17 protein-coding genes, 1 tRNA gene and 1 pseudogene are annotated in these 16,761 nt (G+C 60.2%); 14 read left to right on the forward strand and 5 right to left on the reverse strand.

Features of this window, described 5'->3' with window-relative positions:
- A pseudogene (locus NFX52_RS24535) lies at nucleotides 1-131 on the forward strand (IS481 family transposase); the annotation flags it as partial.
- On the opposite strand, the gene NFX52_RS24540 reads toward NFX52_RS24535, so the two are convergent.
- The 3 genes from NFX52_RS24540 to NFX52_RS24550 form a co-directional block, all read right to left on the reverse strand.
- Entirely contained in the window at nucleotides 92-499 is a 408-nt protein-coding gene (locus NFX52_RS24540; protein ID WP_252635860.1) for a hypothetical protein, read from the reverse strand. The pseudogene NFX52_RS24535 and the gene NFX52_RS24540 sit on opposite strands and share 40 nt — an antisense overlap.
- A 111-nt stretch (nucleotides 500-610) precedes the next feature.
- Nucleotides 611-1,006, reverse strand: a complete 396-nt coding sequence (locus NFX52_RS24545) for a GtrA family protein (RefSeq protein WP_055402691.1) — start codon at nucleotides 1,004-1,006, stop codon at nucleotides 611-613.
- A gap of 106 nt (nucleotides 1,007-1,112) precedes the next feature.
- A complete protein-coding gene (locus NFX52_RS24550) occupies nucleotides 1,113-2,066 on the reverse strand; it encodes a glycosyltransferase family 2 protein (protein ID WP_082437676.1) in 954 nt (317 codons plus the stop codon).
- 567 nt (nucleotides 2,067-2,633) lie between these two features.
- Here NFX52_RS24550 and thrS point away from each other — a divergent pair.
- The 10 genes from thrS to NFX52_RS24600 all read left to right on the forward strand — a co-directional run bounded on the left by thrS (nucleotide 2,634) and on the right by NFX52_RS24600 (nucleotide 11,239).
- On the forward strand, nucleotides 2,634-4,553 hold the full coding sequence (gene thrS / locus NFX52_RS24555) for a threonine--tRNA ligase (RefSeq protein WP_055402687.1): 1,920 nt from the start codon (nucleotides 2,634-2,636) through the stop codon (nucleotides 4,551-4,553).
- Between the two features lie 80 nt (nucleotides 4,554-4,633).
- Complete coding sequence (infC, locus tag NFX52_RS24560) at nucleotides 4,634-5,242, forward strand: translation initiation factor IF-3 (protein WP_082437675.1); 609 nt, start codon at nucleotides 4,634-4,636, stop codon at nucleotides 5,240-5,242.
- Nucleotides 5,243-5,423: 181 nt separating this feature from the next.
- Entirely contained in the window at nucleotides 5,424-5,627 is a 204-nt protein-coding gene (rpmI, locus tag NFX52_RS24565) for a 50S ribosomal protein L35 (RefSeq protein ID WP_055402683.1), read from the forward strand.
- Nucleotides 5,628-5,651: 24 nt separating this feature from the next.
- Nucleotides 5,652-6,011: a 50S ribosomal protein L20 gene (gene rplT / locus NFX52_RS24570; protein ID WP_055402682.1), complete on the forward strand. Its 360-nt coding sequence runs from the start codon at nucleotides 5,652-5,654 to the stop codon at nucleotides 6,009-6,011.
- A gap of 111 nt (nucleotides 6,012-6,122) precedes the next feature.
- Complete coding sequence (gene pheS, locus NFX52_RS24575; protein ID WP_055402680.1) at nucleotides 6,123-7,175, forward strand: phenylalanine--tRNA ligase subunit alpha; 1,053 nt, start codon at nucleotides 6,123-6,125, stop codon at nucleotides 7,173-7,175.
- A gap of 125 nt (nucleotides 7,176-7,300) precedes the next feature.
- Nucleotides 7,301-9,748, forward strand: coding sequence for a phenylalanine--tRNA ligase subunit beta (gene pheT, locus NFX52_RS24580; protein WP_055402678.1), 2,448 nt, complete (start codon nucleotides 7,301-7,303; stop codon nucleotides 9,746-9,748).
- Nucleotides 9,749-9,773: 25 nt separating this feature from the next.
- Nucleotides 9,774-10,100 carry an integration host factor subunit alpha gene (locus NFX52_RS24585; RefSeq protein WP_035198379.1) on the forward strand — a complete coding sequence of 109 codons (327 nt, stop codon included), beginning with the start codon at nucleotides 9,774-9,776 and terminating at the stop codon, nucleotides 10,098-10,100.
- Between the two features lie 97 nt (nucleotides 10,101-10,197).
- Nucleotides 10,198-10,638 carry a MerR family transcriptional regulator gene (locus NFX52_RS24590; protein WP_055402676.1) on the forward strand — a complete coding sequence of 147 codons (441 nt, stop codon included), beginning with the start codon at nucleotides 10,198-10,200 and terminating at the stop codon, nucleotides 10,636-10,638.
- 30 nt (nucleotides 10,639-10,668) lie between these two features.
- Nucleotides 10,669-10,745, forward strand: a tRNA-Pro gene (locus NFX52_RS24595).
- 194 nt (nucleotides 10,746-10,939) lie between these two features.
- Nucleotides 10,940-11,239, forward strand: a complete 300-nt coding sequence (locus NFX52_RS24600; protein ID WP_055402674.1) for a single-stranded DNA-binding protein — start codon at nucleotides 10,940-10,942, stop codon at nucleotides 11,237-11,239.
- A 98-nt stretch (nucleotides 11,240-11,337) separates the two neighbouring features.
- Here NFX52_RS24600 and NFX52_RS24605 read toward each other — a convergent pair whose 3' ends face one another.
- Nucleotides 11,338-11,553 carry a hypothetical protein gene (locus tag NFX52_RS24605; protein ID WP_233573437.1) on the reverse strand — a complete coding sequence of 72 codons (216 nt, stop codon included), beginning with the start codon at nucleotides 11,551-11,553 and terminating at the stop codon, nucleotides 11,338-11,340.
- Between the two features lie 632 nt (nucleotides 11,554-12,185).
- Between NFX52_RS24605 and nirB the strand changes: the two genes are divergently transcribed.
- From nirB to NFX52_RS24620, 3 genes are read left to right on the forward strand one after another with little or no spacing between them, the layout of a single operon-like run.
- Nucleotides 12,186-14,729 carry a nitrite reductase large subunit NirB gene (gene nirB, locus NFX52_RS24610; RefSeq protein ID WP_055402672.1) on the forward strand — a complete coding sequence of 848 codons (2,544 nt, stop codon included), beginning with the start codon at nucleotides 12,186-12,188 and terminating at the stop codon, nucleotides 14,727-14,729.
- Between the two features lie 12 nt (nucleotides 14,730-14,741).
- Entirely contained in the window at nucleotides 14,742-15,107 is a 366-nt protein-coding gene (gene nirD, locus NFX52_RS24615; protein WP_238385809.1) for a nitrite reductase small subunit NirD, read from the forward strand.
- 59 nt (nucleotides 15,108-15,166) lie between these two features.
- Nucleotides 15,167-16,474, forward strand: coding sequence for a nitrate- and nitrite sensing domain-containing protein (locus tag NFX52_RS24620; protein ID WP_055402668.1), 1,308 nt, complete (start codon nucleotides 15,167-15,169; stop codon nucleotides 16,472-16,474).
- Nucleotides 16,475-16,642: 168 nt separating this feature from the next.
- Here NFX52_RS24620 and NFX52_RS24625 read toward each other — a convergent pair.
- Nucleotides 16,643-16,761 (reverse strand): integrase core domain-containing protein (locus tag NFX52_RS24625; protein ID WP_156358616.1); only part of this gene is annotated, 119 nt, incomplete at its 5' end.

Consider the following 16,761-nt stretch of genomic DNA (forward strand, 5'->3'; position numbering starts at 1 on the left):
TGTACAACCACCAGTTACCGCAGTCAGCGCTCAAGAGCAGTACGCCGATGCAGGCGATGAAAGAGTGGTACCAGACCCACCCGCACCTGTTTCACAAGCGACCATATGATCGTACGGGATGCGACACATAGGCAAGTGCACATCTGGAACCCAACTGTGCGTGGATGACGCGGAGCAGATACCAGACCGACAGCGCAAACAGAGCGCCGAATGTGATGAAGATCGCAGCCTCGGTGTCCCTGACCAGAAGGGGCAGGGCGAGCAGGTAGTAAAAACCTGGCGGCAGGTTGAAACGTTCCCCGAACAGCGGAGGACCGTTGAGCGGCCATTCCTGGTGATGGATCAGTCTGCGTGCTATTTCCACGTCGCGGATCTGGTCAGGGCCGTGGAATGTAATGTCAAAGAAGTAGACCTGTATGGCCCCCAGGATGGCGACAAAGATCAGCGCTATCCAGTAGCTTGATGTTCGCTGGCGGGTCATCAAAGCGGCTGTCTGCATGTCTACCTTTTTGATCGTCTTGTTGCTGGGGGCTGCGCCCTGTTCCTCGAAGGGCAAGAGAGCCCAAGACCCCTGTTGCGCGGGGTGTGATGGGCCGTTGCCAGAGCTTGTTTAGGGCATGTCCGAGGTCTTGTGCGTGAAGGTCCAGGCGTTGTTGAGAAGGAAATTGTTCAGTGCCACGGCGCCCACAGCTACAAACGCCCCCCAGCCGTACCACAGGCCCAGAAAATCCGTGAACAGCTTGATGATGAGGATGTTCAGCCCCAGGCCGATCAGCGACACGATGCAGTACCTGATCAGCGAAGCCCAGTAGCTGCCAACGTATCCAAAGGTCCAGATCCTGTTCATTCCGTAGGAGATCAGCAGTGCAAATACAAACCCTGTGGTGGTGGCAACGACCGGCCCTGTTAAGCCAAGCTCCACCAGCAGGAACAGGGTGGACATGTGCACTACGGCACCGATAACACCCACAACGCCATAGCGAAGCAGTTTGGAAAAGGAGGGCATGAGGGCAATGGTGAATGTGAAATAGCGGTGCCGTGACCCCCGCGTGGTGGAGAAAGAAGGGTCAGTGCGACATGGAGCGCTCAGGCGTGCGGCCTGCGTTGCCGGATCAAGGGCTGGCGGGGTTGTCGGGTTGGTTCAGAGGCAGCTTCTGGGAGACGATGTAGCGGGGTCGTTGTTTGACCTCGTCATAGATGCGCGCGAGATACTCCCCGATGATTCCGAGGCCAATCATCAGTGAGCTGCCGATGATCAGTAGCAGCAAGATGACGGTGGTAAAGCCGTTGATCGCCGCTCCCGACAACTTCATGTACACCGTGTGCATCCCCAGCATGACGGAAAATGCGAAGAAGAGCACACCAAAGATTGTGATCAGGTGCAGTGGAAAAGTGCTGAAACTTGTGACGGCAACGGCCGCAAGGCGAATCAGGCCAAAGACAGACCATCCCGAATCTCCAGCGATGCGGGGCTCCACCTCGAAGGGGATCTGCGTAGACCGGAACCCCATCCAGCTGATCATGCCGCGAAAGAAGACGTTGCGTTCTTTCATCGTGCGATACGCCTCGATGACCCGTTGATCAAGCAGTTTGTAGTCGGACGCGCCGTTCAAGTCGTGGCCGGAGAACGCCCGCAAAATAAGATAAAACAGTTTTGCCCGTGCAGCAGAGAGGCTGGATTCGTCGCCCCGGCTGGATTTGACCGCTTCCACGATGTCGAACTCGCCAGTGCGCCAAGTTTCGATCATGGTCGGGAGCAGGGAAGGAGGGTGCTGCATGTCGCCGTCCATGATGATCACCGCCTTGCCTCGTGCCGCCTCCAGGCCCGCCGACACCGCCGCTTCCTTGCCAAAATTGCGACTCAGTCGCAGACCCCGCAACCGGGCCATGGTTTGAGAGATGGCGGTAATTTCATTCCATGTGTTGTCTTTGGACCCATCATCCACCACCACGATTTCCCAGGTGGAGGCTGATACAGCCAGAAATTTCTCGACCTCCCGCAAGGTGAACCGGATGCCGGCTTCTTCACAATAGACAGGGATGACAACGGAAATCTCAGGGTGCATAAACATTCTCATAAAGCCGATCCTGGCCGAAGATCAGCTACGAGCCAGAGTGGTGGGTTGTACCGAAGTGCTGCCTTGGGGTGTGGCTGCGCAATCGGTGCTAGCGGGGTGCTGTTGCTTGACGCCCGTGTTACCGGGGCGCCTGGCTTGGTGACGCCCCAGTGCAGGACTTTCTCACATTTCGACGCACCGACTGTAGTTGCCAGATTGACTACCGCCAAAAATCATCGCACAGTTTTGTTCATGGGGCGGGTGTGTTCATGGGTGCTCCAGTTGTGTAAGCGAAACGTCTTTGATGATGTGCGTAAGCGCGTTGTCTGGGCAATCGATCCCGGGGCGGGGGTAAAATGCCAAAAATTCCACTTACAAGAGCGAGAAAGGCAATCTGGTTATGACACCGCGAACTACATCGGAGATGTTGACTGGCCGTTAAGGCTGGCTGTTCGCGCCTGCACGAGATTGCACTCCTCATCCAGAAAGCGCGGACCCGTTCCGCGCTTTTTTTTGTTTCTGGGCCTGGCGCGTGCCCGCATCCATTGCACTGATTGAAAAGAAAGAGTTACTCCCATGATTCACATCACGCTTCCTGATGGCTCGCAGCGCGAATTCCCGGGTCCTGTCACGGTCGCCGAAGTGGCGGCCTCTATCGGCACCGGTCTGGCCAAGGCGGCCCTGGCCGGCAAGATTGACGGCAAAGTGGTGGACACCAGTTACCAGATCACGGCCGACAGCCCGTTGTCCATCATCACGGCCAAGGATGCCGATGGCCTGGAGGTCATTCGCCATTCAACGGCCCACTTGCTGGCCTATGCCGTCAAGGAGCTGTTTCCTGAAGCCCAGGTGACCATCGGCCCGGTGATCGAGAACGGTTTCTTCTACGATTTCTCGTACAAGCGCCCCTTCACGCCTGAGGACCTGGTGGCCATCGAAAAGCGCATGGCCGAACTCGCCGCCAAGGACGAGCCCGTGGTGCGCCGCGTGCTGCCGCGCGACGAGGCAGTGGCCTATTTCAAGAGTCTGGGCGAGCACTACAAGGCCGAGATCATTGCGAGCATCCCCAGCAATGAAGACGTGAGTCTGTACCGCGAAGGCAACTTCGAAGACCTATGCCGTGGCCCCCACGTGCCCAGCACGGGCAAGCTGAAGTTCTTCAAGCTCATGAAGGTAGCGGGCGCCTACTGGCGTGGCGACCACCGCAACGAGATGCTGCAGCGTATTTATGGCACGGCCTGGACTTCCAAAGAAGAACTGCAGCAGTACCTCACCATGCTGGAAGAGGCCGAAAAGCGCGACCACCGCAAGCTGGGTCGTGAATTGGACCTGTTCCACATGGATGAGCATTCGCCCGGCACCGTGTTCTGGCACCCCAAGGGCTGGGCTTTGTGGCAGGAGGTGGAACAGTACATGCGCCGCGTCTATCGCAACAACGGCTACCAGGAGGTGAAGGGTCCGCAGATCCTGGACAAGAGCCTGTGGGAGAAAACGGGCCACTGGGACAAGTACCGCGACAACATGTTCACGACCGAGTCGGAAAAGCGCGAGTACGCGCTCAAGCCGATGAACTGCCCCGGCCACATCCTGATCTACAAGCAGGGGATCAAGAGCTACCGCGACCTGCCATTGCGCTACGGCGAGTTCGGTGCCTGCCACCGCAATGAGCCTACGGGCGGCCTGCACGGCATCATGCGCGTGCGCGGCTTCACGCAGGATGACGGGCACATTTTCTGTACGGAAGAGCAGGTGCTGGAAGAGTGCGCCAACTACACGGCGCTGGTGCAGAAGGTCTACAAGGACTTTGGCTTTACCGACATCATCTACAAGGTGGCCACACGGCCCGAGGCACGCATTGGCACGGACGAGTCGTGGGACCGCGCGGAGAAGGCGCTGATGGATGGCCTGCGCCATTCGGGTTGCGAGTTCGAGATTGCCGAAGGCGAAGGTGCGTTCTATGGTCCGAAGATCGAGTACACGCTCAAGGACGCGCTGGGCCGTCAATGGCAGTGCGGCACGATGCAGATCGACCCCAACCTTCCCGAGCGTCTGGACGCCGAATACGTGGCCGAAGACGGCAGCCGCAAGCGCCCACTGATGCTGCACCGTGCGACCGTGGGCAGCATGGAGCGGTTCATTGGGATGCTGATCGAACACTATGCGGGGGCATTCCCTGTCTGGCTCGCTCCGGTGCAGGTTGCGGTGCTCAACATCACCGACGCACAGGCCGATTACTGTCGCGAAATTGCCGCAAAGCTGCAAAAAGCACTGCCGAATCAAGACCTTAGGGTGGCGGTCGATCTGCGCAACGAAAAGATTACGTATAAAATACGTGAGCATTCGTTGCAAAAGCTGCCGTACATCCTTGTCGCGGGCGACAAGGAAAAGGCCGCAGGAGCCGTCGCAGTGCGCGGCCGGGGCAATCGTGACCTCGGCGTGATGTCTGTTGAAGCGTTCGCTGAGCTGATCGCCCAAGACATTGCCACCAAAGCCTGATTTTTAGTGAAAACATGCTTCGGCGCCTGCCATGTGTACGGTTGTAGCTACAAAGTTTGTAGTATTTTGATTGAAGGAAGATAGCCATCGCTACTGAATTTCGTGATCGTCGCCACCGTGAAGAGCGCAAGCACCGCCTGAACCGTGAAATCATGGCTCCGGAGGTCCGTCTTTCGGGTCCTGATAACGAGCCTTTGGGTGTTGTCAGTCTGATGGAGGCCCTGCGCATGGCGGGCGAGTTGGATGTGGATTTGGTGGAAATCGCCGCTACGGCGAATCCTCCAGTGTGCCGCCTCATGGACTACGGCAAGTTCAAGTACCAAGAGCAAAAGCGTGCGGCGGAAGCCAAAGCCAAGCAAACGGTCATTGAGATCAAGGAAGTCAAGTTCCGTCCGGGCACGGACGATGGTGACTACAACATCAAGATGCGCAACATCCGCCGTTTTCTGGCGGATGGCGACAAATGCAAGATCACGCTGCGATTCCGGGGGCGAGAAATCACGCACCAGGAACTGGGCTTGGCTTTGCTGAACCGGATTCGTGACGAGTTGGCAGACAGCATCATCATCGAGCAGTTTCCCAAGCTGGAAGGCCGCCAGATGATCATGATGATTGCCCCGGGCAAGAAAAAGCCTGCTGGTGCCAAGCCAGCAGCTGAGGTTGCTCCGGCAACGGGCACCGCAGCCTGAAGTTGTGCGGGTGGTATGAAATTTTGAATGCTGCTCCTTTACCGGAGCAGGGTTCAAAAAGGCAGTGTTTCGGCACTGCCGAGCGAAGGGTGCAAACCCTTCGATAAAAGTGGCTCGGGGCCAACAAGTTTGCAGATCGGTTTGCAAACGCCTCACGAGCACAAACAAAAGGAGCATTCACATGCCCAAAATGAAGACCAAGAGCAGCGCGAAAAAACGTTTCCGCGTTCGTCCCGGTGGCACCGTCAAGCGCGGTCAAGCCTTCAAACGTCACATCTTGACCAAGAAGACCACCAAGAACAAGCGCCACCTGCGTGGTGCAGTTGCTGTGCATGAGACCAACATGGGCTCGATCGCACAAATGCTGCCCAGTGCTGGCCTTTAATAACGACGAACAAGGAGTACATACATGCCTCGCGTCAAACGTGGTGTAACGGCCCGTGCCCGTCACAAGAAAGTTCTCGCCCTTGCCAAGGGCTTCCGTGGTCGCCGCGGTAATGTCTACCGTATCGCCAAACAGGCGGTAATGAAGGCTGGGCAATATGCCTACCGTGACCGCCGCACCAAGAAGCGCGTGTTCCGCCAGTTGTGGATCGCCCGTATCAACGCCGCTGCCCGTGAACTGGGCCTGACCTACAGCCAGTTCGCCAACGGCCTGAAGAAGGCTTCCATCGAGATCGACCGCAAGATGCTGGCCGACCTCGCCGTGCACGACAAGGCTGCCTTTGGCAGCATCGTGGAGCAAGTCAAGGCCAAGCTGGCTGCTTGAGTTCACGATGAGCGGCTATCGTTCTGATAGCTGCTTGCGCAATAACAGCAAGGGCTAGAGCTTGAAAAGGCGCTAGCCCTTGTTTATTTTTCACGAGCGATAAAGAGTCGTATGAACGAGTTGGATTCCCTGGTTGAGAGCGCGACGCAACTGTTTGCCCAAAGCGCCACCCCCGCTGATCTGGAAAACGCCAAGGCGCAGTTTCTGGGCAAGTCGGGCCGCGTGACCGAGCTGATGAAGGGCATGGCGCAGCTGTCCGTCGAGGAAAAAAAATCCCGTGGCGCAGCCATCAATGTGGCCAAGCAAGCCATTGAAGCCGCACTGACCGCACGCCGCCAAGCGCTGGCCGACGCAGAATTGCAGCTTCAGCTCAAGGCCGAAGCATTGGACGTGAGCCTGCCAGGCCGCCAGCGCGGGCAGGGTGGTCTTCACCCGGTGTCCCTCACGCTCGAACGCATCCAGGGCATCTTTGGCTCCATGGGTTTTGACGTCGCCGAAGGCCCCGAGATCGAAACCGACTGGTTCAACTTTACCGCACTGAATACGCCGGAAGACCACCCTGCGCGGTCCATGCATGACACGTTTTATGTCGAGGGCGGCACTGCCACTGCCCCCAACCTGCTGCGCACGCACACCAGCCCCATGCAGATCCGCCACGCGGTGCAGCATGTCAAAAAGCACCGTGCCGCGCTGGATGCCGGCCAAGCGATGCCCGAGATCCGCGTCATTGCGCCGGGCCGCACCTACCGGGTGGACAGTGACGCCACGCACTCGCCCATGTTCCACCAGTGCGAAGGCCTGTGGGTTGGCGAAAACGTGAGTTTCAAGGATCTGAAGGTCATCTTCACGGATTTTTGCCGCACGTTCTTCGAGAGTGAAGACCTCGTGCTGCGCTTCCGTCCCAGCTTCTTCCCCTTCACGGAGCCCAGCGCCGAGATCGACATCCAGTTCCAGACGGGCCCATTGGCCGGTAGTTGGCTGGAGGTGGCAGGCTCGGGCCAGGTGCACCCCAACGTGGTGCGCAACATGGGCCTCGACCCCGAAAAGTACATCGGCTTTGCCTTTGGCATGGGACCGGACCGCCTGACCATGTTGCGCTATGGCGTGAACGACCTGCGCCTGTTCTTCGACGGCGACATTCGTTTCCTGTCGCAGTTCCAATAAAGCAAAAAAGTGAGCTGCTAGCGCTTGATTTCAATGGGTTTCATCGCCTTTTGATATTGAAATAAAGAACAGACAAGCGCAAGCAGCTATTTTTTTCAGAGCAAACGCCAAAGAATCTCTTCACTATGCAATTCCCTGAGTCCTGGTTGCGCGAATTTTGCAACCCACCGCTGACCACCCAAGAACTGGCCGACACGCTGACCATGGCGGGTCTGGAGGTTGAAGAATTGCGGCCCGTGGCGCCGCCTTTCACGAAAATTGTGGTCGGCGAAATCAAGGAAGCCGTTCAGCACCCGGACGCCGACCGCTTGCGCGTGTGCCAAGTGGACGTGGGGCAGGGGGCCTTGCTGAATATCGTGTGTGGTGCTCCCAACGCCCGTGTGGGCATCAAGGTGCCTTGTGCGCTGGTGGGGGCCGAACTGCCGCCGGGTGATGACGGCAAGCCGTTCCTCATCAAGGTGGGCAAGCTGCGCGGTGTGGAAAGCCAGGGCATGTTGTGCTCGGCGCGCGAACTCAAACTGTCCGAGGACCATGGCGGTTTGCTCGAACTCGATGCTTCTGCGCCGGTGGGCCAGGACATCCGTGAACACTTGAACTTGGATGACACGCTGTTCACCCTCAAGCTCACGCCCAACCTGGCGCATTGCCTTAGCGTCTATGGGATTGCGCGCGAAGTGTCCGCACTGACCGGGGTGCCGCTGCAGCAACCCTCGTTCCCCGCCGTTGCTACCAAGCTTGCCGACCGGTTGCCGGTCAAGGTGAGCGCTCCTGACCTGTGCGGCCGCTTCTCCGGCCGCATCGTGCGCAACGTGAACACGCGGGCTGCCACGCCCCAATGGATGCTGGATCGCCTGGCCCGTTGCGGCCAGCGTGGTGTGTCGCCGTTGGTGGATATCTCCAACTACGTGATGTTTGAGCTGGGGCGCCCGTCTCACATTTTTGATCTGGACAAGATCCACGGCGGCCTGGATGTACGCTGGGGCAAGCCCGGTGAACAGCTCAAGCTGCTCAACGGCAACACCATCACCGTGGACGACAAGGTGGGTGTGATCGCCGACGACAGCCAAGTCGAATCGCTGGCCGGCATCATGGGCGGTGACGCCACGGCAGTTTCCGACGATACCCAGCACATTTACATTGAGGCCGCCTTCTGGTGGCCCAAGGCGGTGGCAGGGCGCTCGCGCCGCTTCAACTTCTCGACCGACGCAGGCCATCGCTTTGAGCGGGGTGTGGACCCGAGCCTGACAGTGGAGCACATCGAGCGCATCACACAGCTTGTGATTGATATCTGCGGTACGCCTGACACGGTATGTGGCCCCATGGATGATCAGGCGGTGAATCTGCCGGTACCCCGGCCGGTCGCACTGCGTGTCGCACGTGCGGCCAAGGTCATCGGTATGCCCCTCACCCAGGCGCAATGCGCTGATGCATTGCAGCGCCTGGGGCTGCCCGTGGTGGAGGGCGAGGGTACGCTCACCGTCACGCCACCATCGTTCCGTTTCGATATCACGATCGAGGAAGACCTGATCGAAGAAGTGGCCCGCATGGTGGGCTACAACAACCTCCCCACCACCCCACCGCTGGCGCCCATTACGCCCAAGTTGCCGGCCGAGGCCACGCGCAGCCCGTTTGCGGTGCGCCGTTCATTGGCAGGCCTGGGGTACCAGGAGACGATCAACTTCAGTTTTGTGGAAGAGCGTTGGGAGCACGAACTGGCCGCCAACACGCAACCCATCAAGCTGCTGAACCCTATTGCAAGCCAGATGAGCGTGATGCGCTCTACCTTGCTGGGTTCTCTGCTACAAGTTTTGAAGTTCAACCTGGACCGCAAAGCACAGCGTGTGCGGGTGTTCGAACTGGGCCGCGTGTTCCTGCGCGACGCGAGTGTGCGCAACACGGACACCTCCGTGGAGGGCTTTCATCAGCCTATGCGAGTGTCAGGCCTGGCGTATGGCCCGAACGACACCTTGCAATGGGGCCGCAAAGAGCAGGCTATCGATTTCTTTGACGTGAAGGGCGATGTGGAGGCGCTCCTGGCGCCTGTGGAGGCCATGTTTGAACCTGCGGCCCATCCTGCCATGCACCCCGGCCGGTGTGCGCGCGTGCTGGTGAATGGGCGTGCCATAGGTTTTGTGGGCGAGTTGCACCCTCAGTGGCGCCAGTCGTGGGATTTGCCACAGGCGCCTGTGATGTTCGAGCTGGAGCTCGACGCCGTGCTGCAATGCGTAGTGCCCCAGTTCAAGTCAGTGGCCAAGCACCAGGCTGTTGAGCGTGATCTGGCCGTAGTGGTGGCCGAGCGCGTGACGCACGCCGACATCATGGGTGCGGTGGAGCAGGCCGTTCCTGATGGCATGCTGCGGTCTGCCGTGCTGTTTGACGTGTACCGACCCAAGGCACTGCGTGCCGGTGAAGAGACCCCCGCAGGTGGCCTGGCTCCCGGCGAGAAGAGCCTGGCAGTGCGTCTCACTCTAGGGCGTGACGAGGCCACGCTCACGGAGGCCGAGATCGAGGCGGCGGTGCAAGCCGTGGTCGCACAGCTGACGCAGCGTGCGGGCGCACGGCTACGGATGTGACGATGTCCAAAGGGAGTGATAAACCATGATCGAATTCGCAGTCGAAAGCCTGGAGACCCCAGCGCTGACCAAGGCGCAGCTGGCCGATCTGCTGTTCGACCAAATCGGCCTGAACAAGCGCGAGTCCAAGGACATGATCGATGCGTTCTTTGACCTGATCTCCCAGAGCCTTGTGGAGGGCAAGGATGTCAAGTTGTCGGGCTTCGGCAACTTTCAGATTCGGACCAAGGCTCCACGACCTGGTCGTAATCCGCGCACGGGCGAGGCCATTCCGATCAAAGCACGCCGGGTAGTGACGTTTCATGCCAGCAGCAAGCTCAAGGAGCAGATCCAGACGGCCGCTGCCTCGTGAATTTGTGCGCTTTTTGTGACCAGAATGTTGCCGATGGCTGGCGGTCTGTGCGCGTCTGCAGTACGCTAGTCGGCTGTTCGGTTCGAATCCACAACCCATGGGCACCCCGCTTCCTTCCATCCCTGCCAAGCGCTACTTCACGATTGGTGAGGTCGCGGAGTTGTGTGGCGTCAAGCCTCATGTTTTGCGCTATTGGGAGCAGGAGTTCACGCAGTTGCGTCCCATGAAGCGGCGCGGCAATCGGCGCTACTACCAGCACCATGAGGTGTTGATGATCCGCCGCATCCGCGATCTGCTGTACGACCAGGGGTTCACGATCAGTGGTGCACGCAATCGTCTTCAGGAGCTTGCGCATCCGGCCCGCGATGATTCCGGAACCGATGCTGCATTGAATGGTGATGGCCTTGATTCCCAGATGCCCAGCATGCTGGTGGATAGCGCGCGTGACCTTTCCATCGAGGCGATGGGGTTCACCCTGGACTCCAATGCGGTGCGCAAAGAATTATTTGAGATTCGTGCGCTGCTTTCTCTGAACTGAGGTTTTTTGTGCATATAATCTAAGTCTTGTCGGCGTGTAGCGCAGCCTGGTAGCGCACTTGCATGGGGTGCAAGGGGTCGCGAGTTCGAATCCCGCCACGCCGACCATTGATAGCAAAAGCCCAGAACCGAAAGGTTCTGGGCTTTTTTGCTTGAGAGGGCGCTCAGAGGTATCCCTGAATGATTTGTGCCATGCCTCCTGACCGCCGCGCCCTTAGTGCTCGTTGTGCGGATTGGTCGCCAGGGAGCGCACAGTGTGCTGATCGAAAACAGGTGATGGCCCGCCGGGGCGGAGGACTTTCATGATCGATGGACTCGTGGCCGGAAGGCTTTATGGTGACTCCGAGCAGCGTACCGACAAGGCTGGAAAGCCTTTTACTGTGGCCAAGGTGCGTGCAAACACGGCGGATGGCGAGTTGCTTTTTGTGAATGTGATTGCGTTTGAGGCGGGTGTTTGCGCTGCCATTCATCACCTGCGCGATGGGGATTCACTTGCGCTTTCGGGCAGCATCACACCGAGAGTCTGGACGGACAAGCAGGGCAACACCCGGCCTGCATTGGACATGGTGGCGCACCGTCTGCTTGCGCTCCACGGAGATTGAAAAAGGACGCTGCTGAGTGGCGGACCTGAAGCGGGGCAACGGTGTATCCCTGTGGGTTTGGGCAACCGGCTTCAGGCGCTTGTGGGGCACCACAGACATCAAGTCGGGCTTTGTGGCATGGATGTGGTTTTTATAAATCCCAGCGCTTTGAGTTCTTCTTCGTCCAGATGCAGCTCCGTCAATTCCGGTTGCCGTGCCTCCACGGCACGCCTGCGTTCGTAGTTGCTGGGAGGGCCTTTTTCTGTTTGTCGGCGGTCCTGCCCGTTGCGTCTGTCGGTGTTGACTCTCCGGTCGGTGTTCATACTGGTGCTCATGCTGGTGGGGTCATGGGTATTGATGGGGGCTGGGGCTGTCGGTGCTTCATGAACGTGATGCTCGGTGGTTGCCAGTCGCCTCCGTCCTGCCGTGCCAGTCTGCCGGAGCTCGCTTTGTTTGGAAATGAAAAGATGACCGCAAGGCAAGGTGGGTTGCAAGGGTGACACTGCAGATGCTTTGGTGAATCGGAAGATTCCAAAGTGTCCACCGCCCAAGCCTTTGCCAAAGCCTGGCGACTCCAGTCCTTGCAGCTCGCTACCGGTATGGGTGATTGCCCTGATTTGGTGAGGTGCTGCACTGCATTGATGCATTCCGCCACCGGGCGGTACTCCAGAGAACGATCCGGTCAGCCCTACCTGGTCCGCCCACAGGGGCTTGGCATGGCCTCGGATGGTGCGGCATGAATATTGCGATCCCCTTCCGTGTCTGCTGGTGAAGCTGCCTGCGGACTGATCGATACCCTCCGCTAATGATGGCGGAACACCCGAGCGAGTTGCGGCTTTTTTTGCAGTCGCCCGCTTGGTAGTTCCAACCCACGCCCGTGGTTCCGCGGAGGGTGTGCTGTGCCGCTGGCATGGCACATCCTGCACCCCTCGAAACGGTTCCCCGGGTTCTTGCAGGATGAGCAAGCATGAAAATCGTTCTCATTGGCCACGGCATGGTCGGCCACAAGTTCCTCGAAAGTCTGGCCGAAACCGGCATGACTGGTGTCGAGGTCACCGTGCTGTGCGAGGAGCCGCGCCCTGCCTACGACCGGGTGCACCTGTCGGCCTTCTTCAGTGGCACCTCGGCCGACGAACTTTCTTTGGTCGAACCCGGCTTCTTCGAGCGCACCGGCTTCACGTTGCGCTTGGCTGTGCGCGCTGCATCGGTGGACCGTCGCATCCGCACCGTGACCACGGCGGATGGCGAAGTGCTCACCTACGACAAGCTGGTGTTGGCCACCGGCTCCAATCCCTTCGTGCCCCAGGTGTCCGGACGCGACCGCGATCACTGCTTTGTCTACCGCACCATCGAGGACCTGGAGGCCATGCAGGCCTCGGGTGCCAAATCGAAGACCGGCGTGGTCGTGGGCGGGGGGCTGCTGGGCCTGGAATGCGCCAAGGCGCTGCGCGACATGGGCCTGGAAACCCATGTGGTCGAGTTCGCTCCCAGGCTCATGGCTGTGCAGGTGGATGAGGGCGGTGGCCGCGTGCTGCGCGCCAAGATCGAAGAACTGGGCGTGCAGGTGCACACCGGCCGCAATACGCAGGAGATCACCGATGGCGCCCGCGCGCGCCACCGCATGGTGTTTGCCGACGGCACCTGGCTGGAGACCGACATGATCGTGTTCTCCGCTGGCATCCGCCCACGTGACGAGCTGGCGCGCCAAAGCCTGCTTGCCATTGGCCCGCGCGGCGGCGTGGCCATCGACAGCGCCTGTCGCACCAGCGACCACGATGTCTACGCCATCGGCGAATGCGCCTCGTGGAACGAGCAGACCTTCGGCCTGGTCGCGCCCGGCTACGACATGGCGCGTGTGGCCGCCCGTCATATCGCAGGCGATGCTGACGCCGCCTTTGTCGGTGCGGACATGAGCACCAAGCTCAAGCTCATGGGCGTGGACGTAGCCAGCATTGGCGACGCGCATGGGAAAACGTCGCACAGCCGCACCTGCCAGTACGTGGACGAGCGTCGCCAGGTCTACAAAAAGATCGTCATCAGCGAGGATGGCAAGCAGCTGCTGGGCGCCGTGCTGATCGGCGATGCCTCCGAATACGGCACGTTGCTGCAGATGGCCCTGAACGGCATCACGCTGCCCGATGACCCCGAGTTCCTGATCTTCCCGTCCAGCGACGGCAAGGCCAAGCCCGGACTGGGCGTGGAGGCCCTGCCTGACACGGCACAGATCTGCTCGTGCAACAACGTCACCAAGGGTGGCATCTGCGAGGCCGTGGGCAATGGGGCGTGCACCATTGCCGAGATGAAGGCCTGCACCAAGGCTGGTGCCACCTGCGGCGGCTGCGTGCCCCTGGTCACCCAGGTCATGAAGGCGGAAATGGCGCGCCGTGGCATGGCCGTGAACAACCACATCTGCGAGCACTTCGCTTACTCGCGCCAGGAGATCTACCACCTGGTGCGTGTGGGCCAGATCAAGAGCTTCGAGGACCTGCTGGCCATGCACGGCAAGGGGCTCGGTTGCGATATCTGCAAGCCCGTGGCGGCCAGTGTGTTCGCCTCGTGCTGGAACGAATTTGTGCTCAAGAAGGAGCTGGCCGGCCTGCAGGACAGCAACGACTACTTCCTGGGCAACATCCAGAAGGACGGCACCTACTCGGTGGTGCCGCGCATGCCCGGTGGCGAAGTCACACCCGACGGCCTGATCGCCGTGGGCCAGGTGGCCAAGAAATATGGGCTGTACACCAAGGTCACGGGCGGTGCGCGCGTGGACATGTTTGGTGCGCGGGTGGAACAGTTGCCGTTGATTTGGGAAGAGCTGATCGCCGCCGGTTTTGAATCCGGCCACGCCTACGGCAAGTCGCTGCGCACCGTGAAGAGCTGTGTGGGCTCCACGTGGTGCCGCTACGGAGTGCAGGACAGCGTGGGCCTGGCCGTGGAGCTGGAGAACCGCTACAAGGGCCTGCGTGCCCCGCACAAGATCAAGTTCGGTGTGTCGGGCTGCACGCGCGAATGCGCCGAGGCGCAGGGCAAGGATATTGGCGTCATTGCCACTGAAAAGGGCTGGAATCTCTACATCTGCGGCAACGGTGGCATGAAGCCCCGCCACGCCGAGCTGTTTGCCTCCGACCTGACGAAGGAAGAACTGGTGCGCATGATCGACCGCGTGCTGATGTTCTACGTGCGCACGGCAGACCGGTTGCAGCGCACCAGCACCTGGCGCGAAAACCTCGAAGGGGGCCTCGACTACCTCAAGGATGTGCTGCAAAAAGACAGCCTAGGCCTGTGCGCCGAGCTTGAATCGCAGATGCAAAACGTGGTGAATACCTACCAGTGCGAGTGGAAGGCGGCCGTGACCGACCCCGAGACGCGCAAGCGCTTCCGCTCGTTCGTGAACAGCGACCAAGCCGATGAGAACGTGCTCTTCGTCGAAGAGCGCGGCCAGATCCGCCCGGCGCGCGCCGATGAGCGTGGCCCTGCGTCGGCCAGAGTGATCCCCATCCGCCAGGCGGCCTGAAAGGAATAGACCATGAGTGCACTCCCCATGAACAGCACCGATTCACTCGACTGGACCGACATCTGTGCGGTGGATGACATCCTCCCCAACACAGGCGTCTGCGCCCTGGTCGCCGATCTCCACGTGGCGGTTTTCCGCACTGGAAGCGACCAGTTCTTCGCCATTGACAACGTGGATCCCAAGTCGGGCGCCAGCGTGCTGTCGCGCGGGCTGATCGGCAGCCTGAGCGGCCGCGTGGTGGTGGCTTCACCGCTGTACAAGAACCACTTTGACCTGCAGACCGGCGAATGCCTGGAAATGCCGGAGCATTCGGTTCGCACCTACAGCGTGCGTGCCCTACGTGGTCGTGTCAGCGTGGCTGGCGCGCCGGCAGCCTGACACAATCGCATCCACGTCGCGGCACTCCGGCTGCGCCCTAAACAACCCAGGAAACCTGCATGCCCGACCTCGCGGCGCCCTTGTCCGTATCGAACCTTGTCCTGCGTTCCAAGCAACTGGAGATTGATGCTGTGCGCCATCTGGCCAGTCGGGCTGAACTGGTGGATGTGATCGGGCAACTGATCCAAGGCCTGCAGCGCGAGCGGGGCGCGTCAGGGGCCTTCCTGGCCTCCAAGGCACAGCGTTTTGCCGACATGCGCCTGCGGGTCGTGGAAGAGGTGGGCCCCTTGGAGACCCGGCTGCGTGAAGTGTTTGCTCAGCACATCGAGCCTGCACAGGGCGCCACTGCCAAGGCGCTGTCGCTGATGGCATGGGCGCTGCTCGGGATGGAGTCGTTGCCAGCGCTGCGCACCCAGATCGAGCGCCAGGCAATGACTGCCAACGATTCTGTTGCCGCGTACAGCCACCTCATTGCAGGGCTGATCGAGTTGGTCTTCCATGTAGCCGATGCGGCGGGTTTGCCCAGCGTGTCTCGCCTGCTGGTGGCGTTGCTGCACCTCGTGCAAGCGGAGGAAGAGGCGGGTCAGGAGCGGGCTTTGGGGGCCTTGCTGTATGCCTCCGGCCGTAGCAACGAGGCGCACCAGCAGCGTGTGATTCACCTCATCGATGCGCAGGAGCGTAGCCTGCGTGTCTTCGCCGAGTTCGCCGAGCCAGAACTGCGCGTGCGATGGGAGCAACAACAGCTATCTCCCGGTGTGGCCAAGTTGGAGCGCTTGCGCCGAACGCTGTGTGTGGCCCGGCCAGATGCTGCGCTGGACGGCGATCTCAGTGACATCTGGTTCGACGTTTGTTCCGAGCGCATCAATGCGCTGTGGCACCTCCAGGTCGATCTCGTCAAACGCTTGCGGGCGGACTGCGAAGCGCGCATCCTCGAAGCTCAGAAAGATCTTCAGGACTCCAAAGGCCTGCTGCGCGGACTGCGCGACAACCCGCCGCAGCGTACGCATGCCGTGGATCGGTTTTTTGACATGGCACTGGCGCCCACTGTGGTGCCAGCACCTCCGGGTGGCGCCCAAGCGGGGGAACCCGCATCTCTCGTGGAGCTGCTGCAGACCCAGACGGCCCGCATGGCCAGCATGGAAGCGGAGCTGGACGCTGCGCGCCGCACGCTCAACGAGCGCAAGGTCATAGAGCGCGCCAAAGGAGTGTTGATGGCCCGACTTGGCATGAACGAGGAGGTCGCCTTCAGGGTGTTGCAAAAAACCTCGATGGACCAGAACCGCCGCCTGCTGGAGGTGGCCGAGGCCACGTTGTCGCTGCCGGACCTCGCATTCGCGCAACAGGGGCAGAGGGATCCCAAGCCCTGACCTTGGCTGGGCGCAGGATGGTCGTAAGGCCTGCCTGGTCTTGTCGGTGGCGTTGCTGACCGGTGTCACAACGTATACGCCACGATGGAGTGCAACAAGGATTTGCGCAGCAAGCTGACCCGTCCTGAATAGCGTTGACACCCAGGACGGTTTAAAACTCCAGCCGGACTATCCGGCCAACGACGCCCGATGCACCGCATCGGGCGTTTGCATTTTCAGCGATAGGTGTGGCCGCTCGCAGTTGTAAATGCGCACCGACTGCTCGACCATGCGTCTGGCCTGGGCGA

Source organism: Acidovorax facilis, from assembly GCF_023913775.1.
Taxonomy (GTDB): Bacteria; Pseudomonadota; Gammaproteobacteria; order Burkholderiales; family Burkholderiaceae_C; genus Acidovorax; species Acidovorax facilis.

Bases quoted from the DNA above. Each gene is read 5' to 3' on its own strand.
- NFX52_RS24540 (WP_252635860.1), bottom strand. From the start codon at position 499: ATGCAGACAGCCGCTTTGATGACCCGCCAGCGAACATCAAGCTACTGG.
- NFX52_RS24545 (WP_055402691.1), bottom strand. From the start codon at position 1,006: ATGCCCTCCTTTTCCAAACTGCTTCGCTATGGCGTTGTGGGTGTTATC.
- NFX52_RS24550 (WP_082437676.1), bottom strand. From the start codon at position 2,066: ATGCACCCTGAGATTTCCGTTGTCATCCCTGTCTATTGTGAAGAAGCC.
- thrS (WP_055402687.1), top strand. From the start codon at position 2,634: ATGATTCACATCACGCTTCCTGATGGCTCGCAGCGCGAATTCCCGGGT.
- rpmI (WP_055402683.1), top strand. From the start codon at position 5,424: ATGCCCAAAATGAAGACCAAGAGCAGCGCGAAAAAACGTTTCCGCGTT.
- rplT (WP_055402682.1), top strand. From the start codon at position 5,652: ATGCCTCGCGTCAAACGTGGTGTAACGGCCCGTGCCCGTCACAAGAAA.
- pheS (WP_055402680.1), top strand. From the start codon at position 6,123: ATGAACGAGTTGGATTCCCTGGTTGAGAGCGCGACGCAACTGTTTGCC.
- pheT (WP_055402678.1), top strand. From the start codon at position 7,301: ATGCAATTCCCTGAGTCCTGGTTGCGCGAATTTTGCAACCCACCGCTG.
- NFX52_RS24585 (WP_035198379.1), top strand. From the start codon at position 9,774: ATGATCGAATTCGCAGTCGAAAGCCTGGAGACCCCAGCGCTGACCAAG.
- NFX52_RS24590 (WP_055402676.1), top strand. From the start codon at position 10,198: ATGGGCACCCCGCTTCCTTCCATCCCTGCCAAGCGCTACTTCACGATT.
- NFX52_RS24600 (WP_055402674.1), top strand. From the start codon at position 10,940: ATGATCGATGGACTCGTGGCCGGAAGGCTTTATGGTGACTCCGAGCAG.
- NFX52_RS24605 (WP_233573437.1), bottom strand. From the start codon at position 11,553: ATGAGCACCAGTATGAACACCGACCGGAGAGTCAACACCGACAGACGC.
- nirB (WP_055402672.1), top strand. From the start codon at position 12,186: ATGAAAATCGTTCTCATTGGCCACGGCATGGTCGGCCACAAGTTCCTC.
- nirD (WP_238385809.1), top strand. From the start codon at position 14,742: ATGAGTGCACTCCCCATGAACAGCACCGATTCACTCGACTGGACCGAC.
- NFX52_RS24620 (WP_055402668.1), top strand. From the start codon at position 15,167: ATGCCCGACCTCGCGGCGCCCTTGTCCGTATCGAACCTTGTCCTGCGT.